Origin of the sequence: Aeromicrobium sp. 9AM (genome assembly GCF_902506105.1) — a bacterium.
Lineage (GTDB): Bacteria > Actinomycetota > Actinomycetes > Propionibacteriales > Nocardioidaceae > Aeromicrobium.
In genome coordinates this window covers 1,653,170-1,668,724 of the sequence record NZ_LR733304.1, presented here as the reverse complement: position 1 = coordinate 1,668,724, position 15,555 = coordinate 1,653,170, and the positions used below count along the sequence as shown (strand labels likewise).

The window sequence follows — 15,555 nt, the reverse complement described above, 5'->3', positions numbered from 1 at the left end:
TCACTCCACTGGCGCGTCGCGTCGGACCGACAGCAGCAGGGCCAGCGAGGCGACCTGAGCTACTGCGACCGCTGCGACCAGCAAGGGCAGAGATCGTGAGTACAGGTAGCCGGCCGCGGCGCCGCCGAGGATCGCGGCACCGCCTTGCACGGCGGCGAACGTTCCGTAGGCTCCAGCCAGCCGGGTTGACGGGACCAGGTCGGCAACGAGGGCCTTGACGGTGGAGTCCTGCAACCCGACTGCGACGCCCCAGACCGCCACCCCGACCAGCACCATCCAGATGTGGACCGCGAACACCAGGGCCGGCACCACGGACACCAGTGCCGGGAGCGCCAGCAGCACTCGCCCGCCCAACCGGTCATACACCCAACCGGTGGCGAGCGCGGCGACAGCGCCCGAGGCCATCGCGAGCGCGTAGATGACCGGAACCGTGCCGGTCGAGGTGAGGTCGTCGTCGACGAGGTGAAAGCCGATGAGCCCGAAGCTCACCAAGCCGGCCGTGGCCAGCCCCGTGGCGCCCGCGAACCGGTAGAACGATCGAGGCAGGCCTGACGGGTCGACCGGGATCGTGGCCGGTCGGGGGATGGCTGTCTGTTCCGTCGTGGCCTCCGAGGGGAGGGTGAGGTGCGCCCGGACGATGACGAGCACGACCATCGCTGCGGCGCCGGGGATGGCCAGAATGGCCAAAGCCGGCCAGATCGATGCCGTGACGGCGACCGCGGCGGCCACGATCAAGGGTCCTGCGAACGACCCGACCTGGTCCAACGCCTTGTGCACGCCGAACCCGCGGCCGCGCCCCACCTCTCGAGCCGCGACAGCCAGCAATGCGGACTTCGACGGACTGCGGACTGCCTTGCCGGTCCGCTCGACCAGAATCAGGGAGCACGCGACAGCCAGTCCAGCGGCACCGATGAACGGCGTGATCGCCAACAGCGGTACGGACACGGCGGTGAGCCCGTACCCGATGATGGTGAGGCTCCAGTAGCGGCCGGTGCGGTCAGCCAGGGTTCCGAAGAACAGTCGCAGCACCAGGGCTGCGGCTTCGCCGGCGCCGGTCACCACTCCGACGACGAAGGCGGAAGCCCCCAAGCTCGCGAGCAAGGGGCCGGTGATCGAGCGGGCGCCCTCGTACACCAGGTCGGCGAGCAGGCTGACGACGCCGAACGCGACGATCGTCCGCCACGGCGACCAGGTCAGGTGCTTCTTCGTCTCCGTCATCAGGCCTACCAAGGTAGACGCGATCCTCCGGAGGGGAGACCCGGACCGTCCGAGGGCGCCGGCCCGTCGAGGTGTCACGTGACCTGGCGACACTCCGTCGCAGATCATGACCTGCGATTGAGGCGGGAGACGCGTCGGTGGCGATAGCATTCGACTCGCCGATCCTCGACTCCAGGAGATTCCATGACCAGCTCGGGCAAGGACGCCACCGAAAGCTCCGCCAGCGACTCGACGTGGAAGGCCTCCGCGGAGTCGAAGTCAAAGGCCAAGAAGCTCCGCCTCTATGCAGTGGCGCTGTGGGTCCTCGGCATTGCGATCGAGATCGGGGCGATCTTCGGTCTGCTCCTCAACAAGTCGATCCTCACGGAGAAGGCCACCGTCAACGCCAAGGGCGAGTTGATCACCGACAACGCATTCCCGACCTGGGCGTTCGTGCTGCTGATCGTGTTGCTGGTCCTCGACGGCATCGCGGTCGTCATCGGCTCGATGATGTGGAAGAAGGCCAACCAGTTCGACCCCGCATCTGAGAAGGAGCCGTTCAGGTTCTTCATCCAGAACCAACTCGGCGCGTTCATCCCGATCATCGCGTTCCTGCCGATCATCGTGTTGATCTTCCTCAACAAGGACATGGGCAAGACGCAGAAGGGCGTGGCCGGGGCTGTCGGCGTTGTCGTGGCGCTGGCCGCGGTCGCTCTGGGCATCGACTTCAACCCGGCCTCGGTGGAGAAGTACACGGCGGAGAAGCAGGCCGTGATCCAGCTCCTCGGCGAGGACCAGGTCTACTGGGCCGGCGGCGGCGAGGTCTACCACGTCTGCGGCACCGTCTCGGACCTCTCGGGCAGCAACGTCACGTCCGGCACGACGGCGAAGGCAGTCGAGGAGGGCAAGCCGCGGCTCACGCTGAAGCTCGGCTCTGAGCTGGAGAAGTGCGGCCGCGCGGTGCCCAACAACCTGGACGAGATCGTCGCTGCGATCCGCGCCGTGCAGTCAGGCGAGGCGACCGAACAGGTCCTGCCGTCGCCCGACTGGACCGGTGTGGAGAACGCGCCGACCGGAGGCGACCTCGACTCGCTCAAGGACGCCCTCGACGAGGTCAAGGACGCCGCCTGAACCAGGCACGTGCGAAGGGGAGTGGTGCGGCGCGCCGCTCTCCTTCGTGCTGAAATCTGCCCTGCTGGGGTCTCTGCGGGAGTACGTTCAGCGTCATGGATGACATCTCGATCGTCGGCCTCGTGATTGCCGCGTTGGCGTTCTTCGCCCTCGGTGGCGTCTGGTACACGGTCCTGTTCGGCAAGGCATGGCGCGCCGAGATGGGCATCTCCGAGGAAGAGGCCGCCGGCAAGAGCCCCGACCCGCTGATGTTCGTCTGGTCGATCCTGGTGGCGCTCGTCATCGCGGGAACGCTCGCCAAGCTCGTCGGCGCGTGCGGCACGGAGTACGGCCTCAAGGTCGGTGCTGGGGTCGGAGTCGGAATCGGCGCCGCGATCCTGGCGCAGAACTACGTGTACGAGTCGAGATCCTTCAGGTTCTTCCTGATCAACGCCGGATACGTCGTGGTCGGACTCACCCTGATGGGTGCGATCGTCGGAGGCTTCCAGACGCCGTGAGGGCCGCCCGCGTCCATGTCTGAAACCCGCCGGTAAGTGTCGGTCGTTGCCGTCATGATGGACGTATGCACACCGACCACGAACGCTGCTACCGAGCCGCATCGTCGCGCGACGCGCGCTTCGACGGCGTCTTCTACGTCGGCGTCAAGACGACCGGCATCTACTGCCGGCCGTCCTGCCCGGCGGTGACCCCCAAGCGAGAGAATGTCCTGTTCTACGCGTCCGCTGCGGCGGCGCAGGACGCCGGGTTCCGCGCCTGCCGGCGCTGCCGGCCCGACACGACCCCCGGGTCACCGGAGTGGAATGTCCGAGCCGACGCGGTCGGTCGCGCGATGCGGCTGATCGCCGACGGCGTCGTCGAGCGCGAAGGTGTCGAAGGGCTGGCGAGCCGGCTCGGCTACAGCCACCGGCATGTGACGCGCATGCTGACGCAGGAGCTCGGCGCCGGTCCCTTGGCGCTGGCTCGCAGCAACCGTGCTCACGCCGCTCGGGTCCTCATCGAGACCACCGACATGCCGATGTCCGACATCGCGTTCGCGGCCGGGTTCGCCTCGATCCGGCAGTTCAACGACTCGGTGCGCCACGTCTATGCCCTGTCACCGACTGAGATGCGGGGTCGCCGCCGCGGCACGCCGACCGGCCGCGTCACGCTGCGTCTCGCGGTGCGGCAGCCGTTCCACGCCGAGGCGTTGCTCGAGTTCCTGGCGGCGCACGTGCTCCCGGGTGTCGAGACCGTACGCGACCGCACCTACGCCCGGGTGGTCCGGCTTCCGCACGGGTTGGGAGTCGTGGCGCTGACGCTCCTCGAGGACCGGGTGGACTGCGAGCTGGAGCTGGCAGACCTCCGCGACACCGCCGTCGCCATCGGCCGGGCTCGCAGGATGCTCGACCTCGATGCCGATCCGGTTGCCATCGACGGCGTGCTGGGCGCGGATCCGGCGATGCGCGACCTCGTGTCGGCGGCGCCGGGCCTGCGCGTGCCGTCGCACGTCGACGGCTACGAGCTGGCGATCCGCACGATCGTCGGGCAGCAGGTGTCCGTCGCAGGGGCCAACACGGTCCTCGGCCGCCAGGTCCCGGTTCACGGCACGCGGGTCGACTTCTCCCTGGCGGCCGCGTTCGGGCTGACCCACGCGTTCCCCGCGCCCGAGTCCCTCGCCGAGAGCGAGCCGACCGAGCTCGGCATGCCCCAGTCCCGGGCGCGTACGATCATCGACCTCTCGCAGGCCGTCGCCGACGGCAAGCTCGACCTCGATCCGGGTGTTGATCGCGAGGCGGTGCGCGAGCAGCTCGTCGCGATGCGTGGCATCGGGCCATGGACCGCTGACTACATCGTCATGCGGGCACTGGCCCATCCAGACATCCTCCTCACGACCGACCTCGTGCTGCGCCGCGAGCTCGACAGCCGTGGCATCACCGTGGACGCCACCGAACGGTGGCGTCCCTGGCGCTCCTACGCAGGCATGCACCTGTGGCGCGCTTCCGCACCTGAAAGGACCCCCGCATGAGCACCTCACACCTGACCCGCTGGATGGAGTCACCGATCGGTGGACTCCGGATCCACGCCTCCGCCGGTCTCATCACCGCGATCGACTTCGGAGCGTCCAAGCCACGCAAGGCCCGAGCAAGCGACCCGCTGCTCGACCGGGCCGAGCAGCAGCTCGCCGAATACTTCGCGGGGGAGCGCACCACCTTCGAGCTGCCGCTTGCGAGCGAGGGCTCGGAGTTCCAGAAGAAGGTGTGGGCCGAGCTGCAGCGCATCCCCTACGGCGAGACGGCCAGCTATGGCGACATCGCGCGGCGGCTGGGCTACGAGCCGGTGATCTCCCGGGCCGTGGGTGCCGCCAACGGTGCCAACCCGATCCCGATCATCGTGCCGTGCCACCGGGTGATCGGCTCTGACGGCTCGTTGACCGGATATGCCGGTGGGCTCGAGCGCAAGAAGACGCTGCTCGATCTCGAGGTGCCTGGCCTCTTTTGAGAATGTGGCCGGCTGTTCACCCGGGCATGGCACGATGTCGAGCCAGCGTCATTCGAGCACAAGGAGCAGTCCATGGCCGCACAGTCCAAGTCGTCGAAGAAGTCGGGCAAGGGCAAGACGGGCTCACCGAACTCCGAGCTCGCCGCCGCCCAGGAGGCGATCAAGAATCTTCGGGCCACCGTCGCCAAGCTCGAGAAGAGCGTCGGCAAGCTCGAGAACAAGCTGGAGAAGCGGGTCGCCGAGCTCCAGCGCGACGCCAAGAAGCTGCGCAGCTCGGCCGAGCGCGCCGGCAAGTCGGCGGTCAAGACAGCCAAGGACGTCGGCAAGTCTGCTGCGAAGTCGGCCAAGGACGCCGGCAAGAGCGCACGCAACGTCGCCGCGCCCAAGCCTGCTGCGGCCAAGCCTGCTGCGGCCAAGCCTGCTGCGGCCAAGCCTGCTGCGGCCAAGCCTGCCGCTCCCAAGCCTGCTGCGGCCAAGCCTGCTGCGGCAGAGAAGGTCGAGGTCGTCCCGGTGCAGAATGCGCCGAAGTCCGAGCTGACGGTCGCGCAGCTGAAGGCCGCAGCTCGTACGCAGGGGGTCGCGGGCTACTCGCGGATGACCAAGGCTCAGCTCGTCTCGGCACTCAAGGCCTGATTCCCGGCGAGCCGGTTGGGCTCTGACCTGCACGTTGGCCGTCCGTTCACCGCGGTCGGCCATCGTGCAGGTCATCCGAACCGGAGGTGATGATGGCTGCCAAGCCCGGCAAGAAGGCGCGACCCGGCAAGACCGAGAAGAAGCTCGCTGCGGCGACCGCGACGATCGAGGAGCTGACCGCGGAGCTCACGACGCTCCGAGCCCGGGTCAAGACTCTCGAGGTCGAGTCCGAGACCTGGAAGAAACGGGCCGAGAAGCAGCGATCGCGCGTCCAGAAGGTGCGTGCCAAGGCCGAGCAGGCGATCGCCGAGGCCAACGCGAAGCGCAAGAAGGCCAAGGCGCGAGCCCGCCAGGTGATCGCTGACCACCCGCGAGCCGAGCCACTCGCGCTCAGGGACGCGCCCAAGGCGCCGGAGCCCACCTGGACCGTGGCGCAGCTGCGCGAGGCCGCGCGCGATCAGGGCATCCCGGGCTACTCGCGCATGCGCAAGGACCAGCTCCTCGCGCAGCTGATCTAGGCGGCACCTGTGGACGGCCGGTTCGACGGTGCGCGGGTTTCCCGCAGATCGTGGGGCATGAGCTCTTCTCCTCTTCCCGATGTCCATGCACCTGCCGACCTCGAGCGGGTCTGGCGCCTCCTCATCGAGCCCCTGGGGTTCGACAGTCGCCAGATCTTCGCGATCATGCTGGACCGCGACGGGCGGGTCCATCCGTCGATCGTCAACGTGACGGACTGCCCGGCGGCGCCCGACGGACAGATGCTGGTGAGCCTGGCCCGCTCCCTGCGCGGCGTCCTCGACGAGGCCGACCCTGACGGCTCGCTCGCGCTCCTGTGGGCGCGTCCGACCCACGCCGGCACGCGTACGTCCGACATCCAGTGGGTACGCGCGATCACGGCCGTCGTGCAGGCGCACTCGCTCGGCGAGTGGCCGATCCACACCGCGGACGACTCCGTCCTGCGGGTGATGTCGCCGGACGACCTCGCCGCCTAGCTCGCAGGCTTCAGTTGGACCGGCGCAGGCTCTGCGAGAGGCGCTCTGCCGCGGCGACGACGGCCGGCGCGTGCATACGGCCGGGCTGACGCGTCAGACGCTCGAGCGGTCCTGACACCGACACGGCGGCAACGACCTTGCCAGAAGGGGAGCGGACCGGTGCGGAGACCGAACCGACACCGGTCTCGCGCTCACCGACGCTCTGCGCCCAACCGCGACGGCGTACGGCTGACAGCTCGGCGGCCGAGAACGTGGCCTTGAGCAGCCCCTTGTTCATGCGCTCGGGATCCTCCCACGACAGCAAGACCTGCGCGGCGGAGCCCGCACTCATCGTCAGCTGACCACCGACGGGGATCGAGTCGCGCAGACCGGTGGGCCGGTCGGCGGCCGCGACGCACACACGGAAGTCGCCCTGACGGCGGAACAGCTGGGCCGACTCGCCGGTGATGTCGCGCAGGCGGGCCAGGACCGGGCCGGCGGCGGCGAGCAGGCGATCCTCACCGGCTGCTGCGGCGAGCTCGCCGAGGCGTGGGCCGAGGATGAAGCGTCCTTGCATGTCGCGGGCGACGAGCCGATGATGCTCGAGGGCCACCGCGAGGCGATGAGCGGTCGGCCGGGCAAGCCCCGTGCTGGCGACGAGGCCGGCCAGTGTGGCGGGTCCCGGCTCGAGCGCGGCGAGCACGAGAGCGGCTTTGTCGAGAACGCCGACTCCGCTAGAGTTGTCCATGTCTTGATACTGCCGTATCGCATTGTGAGACGCAAGTTCATACTGGTTGGGTGTGCCGAGGGGCACAGAACGCAGCTGAGGAGAGCACCATGGGCAAGACCCTTGCCGAGAAGATCTGGGACGAGCACGTCGTACGCAGCCACGAGGGCGAGCCCGACCTGCTCTACATCGACCTCCACCTGATCCACGAGGTGACGAGTCCTCAGGCGTTCGACGGACTCCGCATCGCCGGGCGCACCGTGCGCCGCCCCGACCTCACGCTCGCGACCGAGGACCACAACATCCCGACGACCGACCTCGACAAGCCGATCGCCGACCTCGTGTCGCGCACGCAGGTCGAGACGCTGCGCCGCAACTGCGCGGAGTTCGGCGTCCGTCTGCACCCCATGGGCGACATCGACCAGGGCATCGTCCACGTCGTCGGCCCGCAGCTCGGCCTGACGCAGCCCGGCATGACGATCGTGTGCGGCGACTCGCACACCTCGACGCACGGCGCATTCGGCTCGATCGCGTTCGGCATCGGCACGTCCGAGGTCGAGCACGTGCTCGCGACGCAGTCGCTGTCACAGGCCAAGCCCAAGATGATGGCCGTCGAGGTCGTCGGCGAGCTGCCGGTCGGCTCGACCGCCAAGGACCTGATCCTGTCGCTCATCACGCAGGAGACCACCGGCGGCGGCCAGGGCTACATCGTCGAGTACCGCGGCGACGCCATCCGCAAGCTGTCGATGGAAGCCCGCATGACGATCTGCAACATGTCGATCGAGTGGGGCGCCAAAGCCGGGCTCATCGCGCCGGACCAGACGACGTACGACTACCTCCAGGGTCGCCCCAACGCGCCGCAGGGTGCCGACTGGGATGCCGCGGTGGCGTACTGGGACAGCCTCGTGACCGATGACGACGCCGAGTTCGACAAGGTCATCACGATCGACGCGTCGACCATCACGCCGTTCGTCACGTGGGGCACCAACCCCGGCCAGGGCGTGCCCCTGTCGGGCAACGTGCCGGATCCCGCGTCGTTCGAGGACGACAACGAGCGGATCGCCGCCGAGAACGCCCTGCGCTACATGGGCCTCGAGGCCGGCACGCCGATGCGCGACATCAAGGTCGACACGGTCTTCATCGGCTCCTGCACCAACGGTCGCATCGAGGACCTGCGCGTCGCCGCCAACCTCATCGAGGGCCACAAGGTCGCGGCTGACACGCGCATCCTGGTGGTGCCGGGATCGGTGCGCGTACGCCTGCAGGCCGAGCAGGAGGGCCTCGACGTGATCTTCAAGGACGCCGGCGCCGAGTGGCGCGGCGCGGGCTGCTCGATGTGCCTCGGCATGAACCCCGACCAGCTCACGCCGGGGGAGCGCAGCGCTTCGACGTCCAACCGCAACTTCGAGGGCCGGCAGGGCAAGGGCGGGCGTACGCACCTCGTCTCGCCCGACGTCGCTGTCGCGACCGGCATCCTGGGCCACCTGGCCGGGCCTGCCGACCTCGCCGAGCTCGAGAAGGCAGGAGCCTAGTCATGGCGCTCCGAATGCCTGCTCATCGACTTCTTCGTCAGGGCGACACCGTGCTGCTCGACGTCGTTCACATCGTCAGAAAGGGTCGCTGATCATGGAAAAGTTCTCGAGTCACACTGGGGTTGGCGCTCCGCTGCGACGCAGCAACGTCGACACCGACCAGATCATCCCCGCCGTGTGGCTCAAGAAGGTTACGCGCGACGGGTTCGAGGAGGGCCTGTTCTCGGCCTGGCGCAGCGACCCGTCGTTCGTGCTCAACCAGGACGCCTACAAGAACGCCACGGTCCTGGTGGCCGGACCCGACTTCGGCACCGGCTCTTCGCGTGAGCACGCGGTCTGGGCGCTGCAGAACTACGGTTTCAAGGTCGTCATCTCGCCGCGCTTCGGTGACATCTTCCGCGGCAACTCCGGCAAGGCCGGACTGCTCGCCGCGCAGGTCGACGACAAGGTCGTGCAGCGGCTCTGGGACTACCTCGACGCCAACCCCGGCGCGACGATCACGGTCGACCTCGAGTCGCGCACGGTCAAGGCCGGCGACGGAGTCGACGCGATCGAGGACTCGTTCACGATCGACGACTACACCCGCTGGCGCCTGCTCGAGGGCCTCGACGACGTCGGCATCACGCTGAGCCACGAGGACGACATCGTCACCTACGAGAAGTCGCGCCCCAGCTTCAAGCCCGCCACCCTCTGACACACCCTCGCTGACGGTGGGGGTCCCCCCACGAGCTCTGCGAGTAGGGGGCCAGTTTTGGCCCAATGACGGGTCACTTCTCGTACGCGAGCTGCGCCAAAACTGACCCGTCACGGGGCCATAACCGACCCGTCACTGGGCCAAAACTGACCCGTCAGCGGGGCGTCAGCGCCAGATGGCGACGGACGTGATGCGCCCGGAGTCGTCGGTGTCGACGAACACGCGTTGGCCGATCCTCAGGTGACGGATGTGCTCGGCGAGGGCCTCGGCCGGGAACTCCAGTGGCATGCCGTCGTCGGTCAGGAGGCTGCCGCCACGCGTGGACTGGTCGAAGGTCGCAACGGTGCCCTGCATGGCAGTCACCCTAGTCGGGACCGGAGCGATTAGGCTCGCCCTCATGGTGAAACGCCCCGTTCCGCTCACGATCAAGGTCATCAAGTTCTTCATCCGGCCGATCCTGATGCTGACGACCAAGCGGGACTGGCGCGGCATGGAGAACCTGCCCGACGGCGGATTCGTCCTCGCGCCCAACCACATCTCGCACGCCGACCCGTTCCTGATCGGCCACTTCATGCTCGACAACAACATCTCCCCGCGGTTCCTCGCGAAGGACACGCTGGTGGGCGCCAAGGGCTACGGGTGGATCCTCCGCAAGGCCGAGCAGATCCCCGTCTACCGCAGCACCGAGGGTGCCGCCGAGTCGCTGCGTGCCGCATCGGCCGCCGTCGAGGCCGGGCACGTCGTCACGATCTATCCCGAGGGCACGATCACCCGTGACCCTGCCGCATGGCCCATGAGCGGGCGTACGGGCGCGGTACGCGTCGCGCTGAGCACCGGCAAGCCGCTTGTCCCGCTGATGCAGTGGGGGCCGCAGGAGATCCTCTGGCCGTACGCCAAGAAGCTTCGCCTGTTCCCGCGCAAGACGATCCACATCCGCATCGGCAAGCCCGTCGACCTGTCCGACTTCGAGGGCAAGGACCTCACCGAAGAGGTCCTCCACGCGGCAACCGACCGGCTGATGGACGCCTTGACTGCCATGATGGCCGAGGTGAGGGGCGAGCTGGCCTCGACACCTCGCATCGATGTGCATACCTTGAGCAAGCCGAGGACCAACTACAAAGCCGCAGTACCACCCAAGAGACAGGATTCGTGAATGGCGCAGACAGCCGTGATGGGCGCAGGGTCGTGGGGCACGGCCTTCGCCATGGTGCTGGCCGACGCCGGCAACGACGTACGCCTGTGGGGGCGGCGGCCTGTGCTGTGCGAGGCGATCAACAGCAAGCACGAGAACTCCGACTACCTGCCCGGGATCGCGCTCCCGCACGAGATCACCGCGACGCACGATCCTGCCGAGGCGATGGCCGACGCGGAGATCGTCGTGCTCGCCGTGCCGTCGCAGCAGCTGCGCGACAACCTCAAGTCCTGGAGCGAGCACGTCCCCGCCGGCGCCGTCATGGTGAGCCTCATGAAGGGCGTCGAGCTCGGCACCCACAAGCGCATGAGCGAGGTCATCGCCGAGATCACCGGCGCCGGCCCTGAGCGCATCGCGGTCGTCTCCGGCCCCAACCTGGCGCGCGAGATCGCCAACCGCGAGCCCGCCGCCAGCGTCGTGGCATGCGAGGACCAGGGCGTCGCAGAACGGCTGCAGAAGCTGTGCCACTCGGCGTCGTTCCGCCCCTACTCGATGACGGACGTCATCGGCTGCGAGCTCGCCGGCACGGCCAAGAACATCATCGGCCTCGCGGTCGGGGTGTGCGTCGGCCTCGGCTACGGCGACAACACCAAGGCGTCGGTCATCACCCGCGGCCTCGCCGAGACGGCCCGGCTCGGTGCCGTGATCGGCGCCGACCCCGTCACCTTCATGGGCCTCGCCGGCATGGGCGACCTCGTCGCCACGTGCTCGTCGCCGCTGTCACGCAACCGTACGTTCGGCGAGAAGCTCGGCCAGGGCATGAGCGTCGAAGAGGTCACGGCCCAGACCAGCCAGGTCGCCGAGGGCGTGAAGTCGTGCGTGTCGGTCAGCGAGCTCGCCAAGCTCCATGACGTCGAGATGCCGATCGTCGAGCACGTCGCGGCGCTGATCGCCGGCGAGATGAGCCCCGACGAGCTCGTCGCCAGGCTGATCTCGCGTCAGGCCAAGCCCGAGACGGACTAGCGCGTTTTTGGCCCCTTGAGCTTGTCGAAGGGACGCCAGTACGTCCTTTCGACAAGCTCAAGGACCGGTTCAGCTGAACGCTGCGAGGACGTTCTGGATGTCGATCCAGAGGTCCTCGACGTCCTCGATGCCCACCGAGAACCTGATCAGGCCCTCGGGCACGGACTCCGGCTCGCCGGGGTGGCGTCGCCGGCGCTCCCACGTCGACTCGACCCCGCCGAGGCTCGTGGCGTACGTGATGACGTCGCTCTGCTCGGTCATCTTCTGCGCGACCTCGGCTCCGCCGGCGACCTCGAACGCGATGATCGTGCCGAAGCCGGGATAACGGGAGTAGACGATGCGGTTGGACGCCGACAGCCGCTTGTGCAGCTCCTTGGCGTTGGCCTCGGCCCGGTCGAGCCGCACGTGGAGCGTACGCATGCCGCGGACGGCGAGCCACGTCTCCATCGCGCCGGGGATCGCGCCGAGCACCGTGCGGCGCTTCTCGATCGCCGCGTGGGCGCGGTCGCTGTTGGTCACCACGGCGCCCAGGATCACGTCGCTGTGGCCCGACAGCAGCTTGGACGCCGAGTGCACCACGAAGTCGGCGCCCAGCTCGAGCGGCTTCTGGCGCAGGGGAGTGGCGAACGTGTTGTCGACCGCCACGGCCGCGCCGGACCGGGATGCGGCCTGCGAGATCGCGGCGATGTCGGCGATCTCGAGCGACGGGTTGGTCGGCGACTCGATCCACACCAGCGCGGCATCGTCGGCCGCGTTGATGACCAGCTGGGTGTTGTCGATGTCGACGAGCTTGAGCTCGATCTGGCCGCGGCGGGCGCGCTCGTGCAGCTGGGCCAGGGTGCCGTAGTAGGCGTGCCGCGGAGCCACGACGGTGGCCTTGGCAGGCACCAGGTCGAACAGGGCGCTGCTCGCGGCCGCCCCGGAGGCGAATGCCAGCGCGCGGCCGCCTTCGAGCGCACCGAGCACGGTCTCGAACGAGTCCCAGGTCGGGTTGCCCTGCCGGCCGTACTCCGAGGCGCCGCCGGGCACGAGGGCGCTGGCGAGGGTGATCGGCGCGTTGAGCGGCCCTCCGGGCACGCGATTCGGCCGCCCCGCCCCGACAGCGATGGTGGAGGGCGAAAGTTCGTGTCCGGGCATGAGGACATCATGCCCTGACCGGTATCGTGCTCCGCAATGAGCCTCTCGGTGAACACCCCTGTCGCTAGACCAAGACTAGCTGTCATTTTTGGCGGCCGTTCCAGCGAGCACGGAGTTTCGTGCCTGACCGCCCGCGAGGTCATCGCGGCGATCGACACCGAACGCTACGACGTGCAGCCCGTCGGCATCACCCGCGACGGGACCTGGGTCGAGGAGTCTGCCGACTGGCCCGAGCTGGTGCCCGGGCAGCTCCCAGAGGTACGCGCCGACCGCCCGGCCTTCGTGTGGGAGGACCTGCGGGGGTTCGACGCGGTGTTCCCGCTGCTGCACGGCCCGTGGGGCGAGGACGGCACGATCCAGGGCCTGCTCGAGATGGCTGACGTCCGCTACGTCGGCGCCGGGGTGCTGTCGAGCGCGGTCAGCATGGACAAGCCGTTCACCAAGACGGTCTTCTCCGCCGCCGGCCTGCCGCAGATCCCCTACGTCACGGTGCTGCCCTGGGAGTGGAAGGGTGACCGCGACCGCGTGGAGGCCCGCATCCGGGCCCTTGGCCTGCCGGTCTTCGTCAAGCCCGCCCGCGCCGGCTCGAGCTCCGGCGTCACGATGGTCGACACCTGGGAGGAGCTCGACGGCGCGGTCAGCAAGGCCCGCGACTTCGACCCCAAGGTCATTGTCGAGGCCGGCGCCAAGGGCAAGCGCGAGCTCGAATGCGCCGTCATCCAGGGACTCGACGGCAAGCCGGTCGCGAGCCTCGTCGGCGAGATCACGGTCGACGAGGAGTCGGCGCACGAGTTCTACGACTTCGAGGCCAAGTACCTCGACGGCACGAGCCTCAACGTCGTCCCGGCGGACATCCCCGTGACGCTGAGCGAGCGCATCCGCACGTACGCCGTGCAGGCCTTCGAGGCGGTCGGCTGCGAGGGGCTCGCCCGCGTCGACTTCTTCCTCACCGACGACGGCCTGGTCATCAACGAGATCAACACGATGCCGGGATTCACGCCCTACTCGATGTTCCCCGTCTTGTGGCAGGCGAGCGGGATGTCATACCCCGAGCTGGTCGAGCGGCTGATCCAGCTCGCGCTGAGCCGGGAGACCGGCCTCCGCTAGCAACCGTCCTAGACGCAGGGCTTCTTGACGGGATCGTGGCGGTCGACGGAGTCGGAGAGGTCCGCGAGCGCGTCGGCCTCGGGCGCGTAGTCGTGCGGCACCTCGACGCTGACGAAGTAGTCGCGGCCGATCGTCGTGAACAGGTAGCCGTCGGACGTCTCCTCGGAGAACCAGCCGACGCCGTCGACCATGTCGCAGCGCGAGGCCGGGCCGAGGTCTGCGGGCTTCTCTACGCCGCACCGCAGGATGATCGGCGGATCACCCCAGCCCGACGCGTTCTCGTCCTTGACCAGGCGATTCTTCTGGCCGGCGACGTTCAGCGGGCGGTCGGCGAACAGCCCCTTGCAGTTGACCTCGGTGCCGGACACCGTCGGGTACTCGTCGACCGACAGGTCTGACCCGCAGCCTGCCGTGAGGAGCGCGGCGCACAATGCAGCGGCGAGGAGAAGGCGCCGTGTCACCGCTAGATGCGGACGATCGGGCAGGTGAGCGTGCGGGTGATGCCGGGGACGTTCTGGATCGTCGTGACGACCAGGGCGCCCAGCTCGTCGACGCTGGGGCCCTCGGCGCGCACGATCACGTCGTAGGGTCCGGTGACGTCCTCGGCGAGGGTCACGCCGTCGATGGCGGCGATCGCGGTCGCGACCTCGGCGGCCTTGCCGACCTCGGTCTGGACGAGGATGTATGCCTGCACAGCCATCGTGGAACTCCTTCAGTTGACCGGACTGTGCCACGCTACCCGATGCGGCTCGTCACGTGCGCCGCCACCTGCGACACAATGGCGCGTATGGCCACCAGCGCTCCGGACGAACCCACGATCGGCGACATCGGCGAGTTCGGCCTGATCGACCAGGTGCGCGCCCAGATCGGTGCCAACAACCACGTCCTGGTCGGCCCGGGGGACGACGCGGCCCATGTCTCGACCAAGGACGGCACCTTCGTGGTGTCGACCGATCTGCTCGTCGAGGGCCGCCATTTCCGCCGCGACTGGTCGTCGCCGCACGACATCGGCCGCAAGGCTGCGGCGTGCAACCTGTCCGACATCAACGCGATGGGTGGGGTCGCCACCGCCTTGACGCTCGGGTTCGGGGCACCCGCCGAGCTGCCCGTGTCGTGGGTGTTGGAGATGACCCGCGGGTTCGAGGTCGAGTGCGCCCATGTCGGCGCGCACATCGTCGGTGGCGACGTCACGGCATCCGACAAGATCGTCATCGCGGTCACCGCCATGGGCGATGCCGTACGACCCGTGCTGCGCTCCGGCGCGCTTCCCGGCGACGTGGTGGCGTACGCCGGGCAGCTCGGCCTGGCCGGGGCCGGGTTCGCGGCGCTCAGCCGTGGCTTCCGGTCGCCCAAGGCCGCCGTCGACGCGCACCGTGTGCCGCACCCGCCGTACGCAGCGGGGCCGCAGGCAGCCGGTGCCGGGGCGACCGCCATGACCGACGTCAGCGACGGCTTGCTGGCCGACCTCGGCCACATCGCCGAGTCCAGCGGCGTCGCGATCGATCTCGACTCGTCGAGGTTCGTGGTGCCCGAACCCGTCGCGACCGTCAGCGAGGCGCTCGGCACCGATGCGCTCTCGTTCATGCTGACCGGCGGCGACGACTACGCGCTCGTCGCGACGTTCAGCTCACAGGCGACACTGCCGGAGGGCTGGACCAACATCGGCACCGTCTCCGACGGCGCCGGCCTGACGGTCGACGGCGAGACGTACGAAGGCACGAAAGGCCACCAGCACTGGCGCTAGACCCCCGAGATTTGGATTCGAGTGCACCAGCGGCGCCGCTGGTGCACTC

Annotated in this window: 19 protein-coding genes; 13 read left to right on the top strand and 6 right to left on the bottom strand. The window is 68.7% G+C overall.

The features are described 5' to 3' along the window. The gene (locus tag BOSE46_RS14585; RefSeq protein WP_159540926.1) at window positions 1–1,218 is read right to left on the bottom strand and encodes an MFS transporter; all 1,218 of its coding nucleotides are present in this window, start codon (window positions 1,216–1,218) and stop codon (window positions 1–3) included. Between the two features lie 183 nt (window positions 1,219–1,401). On the opposite strand from BOSE46_RS14585, the gene BOSE46_RS14580 reads away from it, so the two are divergent. The 7 genes from BOSE46_RS14580 to BOSE46_RS14550 all read left to right on the top strand — a co-directional run bounded on the left by BOSE46_RS14580 (window position 1,402) and on the right by BOSE46_RS14550 (window position 6,431). Beyond that, complete coding sequence (locus BOSE46_RS14580) at window positions 1,402–2,328, top strand: hypothetical protein (protein ID WP_159540925.1); 927 nt, start codon at window positions 1,402–1,404, stop codon at window positions 2,326–2,328. Window positions 2,329–2,423: 95 nt separating this feature from the next. Continuing rightward, on the top strand, window positions 2,424–2,825 hold the full coding sequence (locus BOSE46_RS14575) for a DUF1761 domain-containing protein (RefSeq protein ID WP_159540924.1): 402 nt from the start codon (window positions 2,424–2,426) through the stop codon (window positions 2,823–2,825). Between the two features lie 65 nt (window positions 2,826–2,890). Next, entirely contained in the window at window positions 2,891–4,333 is a 1,443-nt protein-coding gene (locus BOSE46_RS14570; RefSeq protein ID WP_159540923.1) for an AlkA N-terminal domain-containing protein, read from the top strand. After that, window positions 4,330–4,806 (top strand): methylated-DNA--[protein]-cysteine S-methyltransferase, encoded by a 477-nt coding sequence (locus tag BOSE46_RS14565; protein WP_159540922.1) that lies wholly within the window; start codon window positions 4,330–4,332, stop codon window positions 4,804–4,806. Before BOSE46_RS14570 ends, BOSE46_RS14565 begins: the two co-directional genes overlap by 4 nt. A gap of 72 nt (window positions 4,807–4,878) precedes the next feature. Then, window positions 4,879–5,439, top strand: coding sequence for a Rho termination factor N-terminal domain-containing protein (locus tag BOSE46_RS14560; protein ID WP_201299641.1), 561 nt, complete (start codon window positions 4,879–4,881; stop codon window positions 5,437–5,439). 92 nt (window positions 5,440–5,531) lie between these two features. Next, window positions 5,532–5,957, top strand: a complete 426-nt coding sequence (locus BOSE46_RS14555; RefSeq protein ID WP_159540921.1) for a Rho termination factor N-terminal domain-containing protein — start codon at window positions 5,532–5,534, stop codon at window positions 5,955–5,957. Window positions 5,958–6,014: 57 nt separating this feature from the next. Beyond that, the gene (locus tag BOSE46_RS14550) at window positions 6,015–6,431 is read left to right on the top strand and encodes a hypothetical protein (protein ID WP_159540920.1); all 417 of its coding nucleotides are present in this window, start codon (window positions 6,015–6,017) and stop codon (window positions 6,429–6,431) included. A 10-nt stretch (window positions 6,432–6,441) separates the two neighbouring features. Here the strand turns inward: BOSE46_RS14550 and BOSE46_RS14545 are convergent, their stop codons facing one another. Further along, entirely contained in the window at window positions 6,442–7,158 is a 717-nt protein-coding gene (locus tag BOSE46_RS14545) for an IclR family transcriptional regulator (protein WP_056213070.1), read from the bottom strand. A gap of 89 nt (window positions 7,159–7,247) precedes the next feature. Here BOSE46_RS14545 and leuC point away from each other — a divergent pair, with 89 nt between their 5' ends. Beyond that, complete coding sequence (gene leuC / locus BOSE46_RS14540; protein ID WP_159540919.1) at window positions 7,248–8,669, top strand: 3-isopropylmalate dehydratase large subunit; 1,422 nt, start codon at window positions 7,248–7,250, stop codon at window positions 8,667–8,669. A 94-nt stretch (window positions 8,670–8,763) separates the two neighbouring features. Continuing rightward, window positions 8,764–9,363, top strand: coding sequence for a 3-isopropylmalate dehydratase small subunit (leuD, locus tag BOSE46_RS14535; RefSeq protein WP_159540918.1), 600 nt, complete (start codon window positions 8,764–8,766; stop codon window positions 9,361–9,363). A gap of 165 nt (window positions 9,364–9,528) precedes the next feature. On the opposite strand, the gene BOSE46_RS14530 is transcribed toward leuD, so the two are convergent. Then, window positions 9,529–9,717 (bottom strand): hypothetical protein, encoded by a 189-nt coding sequence (locus BOSE46_RS14530; RefSeq protein WP_201299640.1) that lies wholly within the window; start codon window positions 9,715–9,717, stop codon window positions 9,529–9,531. A 43-nt stretch (window positions 9,718–9,760) separates the two neighbouring features. On the opposite strand from BOSE46_RS14530, the gene BOSE46_RS14525 reads away from it, so the two are divergent. Together BOSE46_RS14525 and BOSE46_RS14520 are read left to right on the top strand one after the other, a co-directional pair. After that, window positions 9,761–10,516 (top strand): 1-acyl-sn-glycerol-3-phosphate acyltransferase, encoded by a 756-nt coding sequence (locus BOSE46_RS14525; protein ID WP_159540916.1) that lies wholly within the window; start codon window positions 9,761–9,763, stop codon window positions 10,514–10,516. Further along, window positions 10,517–11,518 (top strand): NAD(P)H-dependent glycerol-3-phosphate dehydrogenase, encoded by a 1,002-nt coding sequence (locus BOSE46_RS14520; protein ID WP_159540915.1) that lies wholly within the window; start codon window positions 10,517–10,519, stop codon window positions 11,516–11,518. A gap of 69 nt (window positions 11,519–11,587) precedes the next feature. On the opposite strand, the gene BOSE46_RS14515 is transcribed toward BOSE46_RS14520, so the two are convergent. Further along, window positions 11,588–12,655 (bottom strand): PLP-dependent aspartate aminotransferase family protein, encoded by a 1,068-nt coding sequence (locus BOSE46_RS14515; RefSeq protein ID WP_159540914.1) that lies wholly within the window; start codon window positions 12,653–12,655, stop codon window positions 11,588–11,590. Between the two features lie 36 nt (window positions 12,656–12,691). On the opposite strand from BOSE46_RS14515, the gene BOSE46_RS14510 reads away from it, so the two are divergent. Continuing rightward, the gene (locus BOSE46_RS14510; RefSeq protein ID WP_159540913.1) at window positions 12,692–13,762 is read left to right on the top strand and encodes a D-alanine--D-alanine ligase family protein; all 1,071 of its coding nucleotides are present in this window, start codon (window positions 12,692–12,694) and stop codon (window positions 13,760–13,762) included. Window positions 13,763–13,770: 8 nt separating this feature from the next. Here the strand turns inward: BOSE46_RS14510 and BOSE46_RS14505 are convergent, their stop codons facing one another. Beyond that, complete coding sequence (locus BOSE46_RS14505; RefSeq protein ID WP_236551757.1) at window positions 13,771–14,223, bottom strand: DUF3515 domain-containing protein; 453 nt, start codon at window positions 14,221–14,223, stop codon at window positions 13,771–13,773. A gap of 2 nt (window positions 14,224–14,225) precedes the next feature. After that, a complete protein-coding gene (locus tag BOSE46_RS14500) occupies window positions 14,226–14,462 on the bottom strand; it encodes an Lrp/AsnC ligand binding domain-containing protein (protein ID WP_056213083.1) in 237 nt (78 codons plus the stop codon). 87 nt (window positions 14,463–14,549) lie between these two features. Between BOSE46_RS14500 and BOSE46_RS14495 the strand changes: the two genes are divergently transcribed. Beyond that, complete coding sequence (locus BOSE46_RS14495) at window positions 14,550–15,506, top strand: thiamine-phosphate kinase (protein WP_159540912.1); 957 nt, start codon at window positions 14,550–14,552, stop codon at window positions 15,504–15,506. Window positions 15,507–15,555 lie beyond the last annotated feature (49 nt).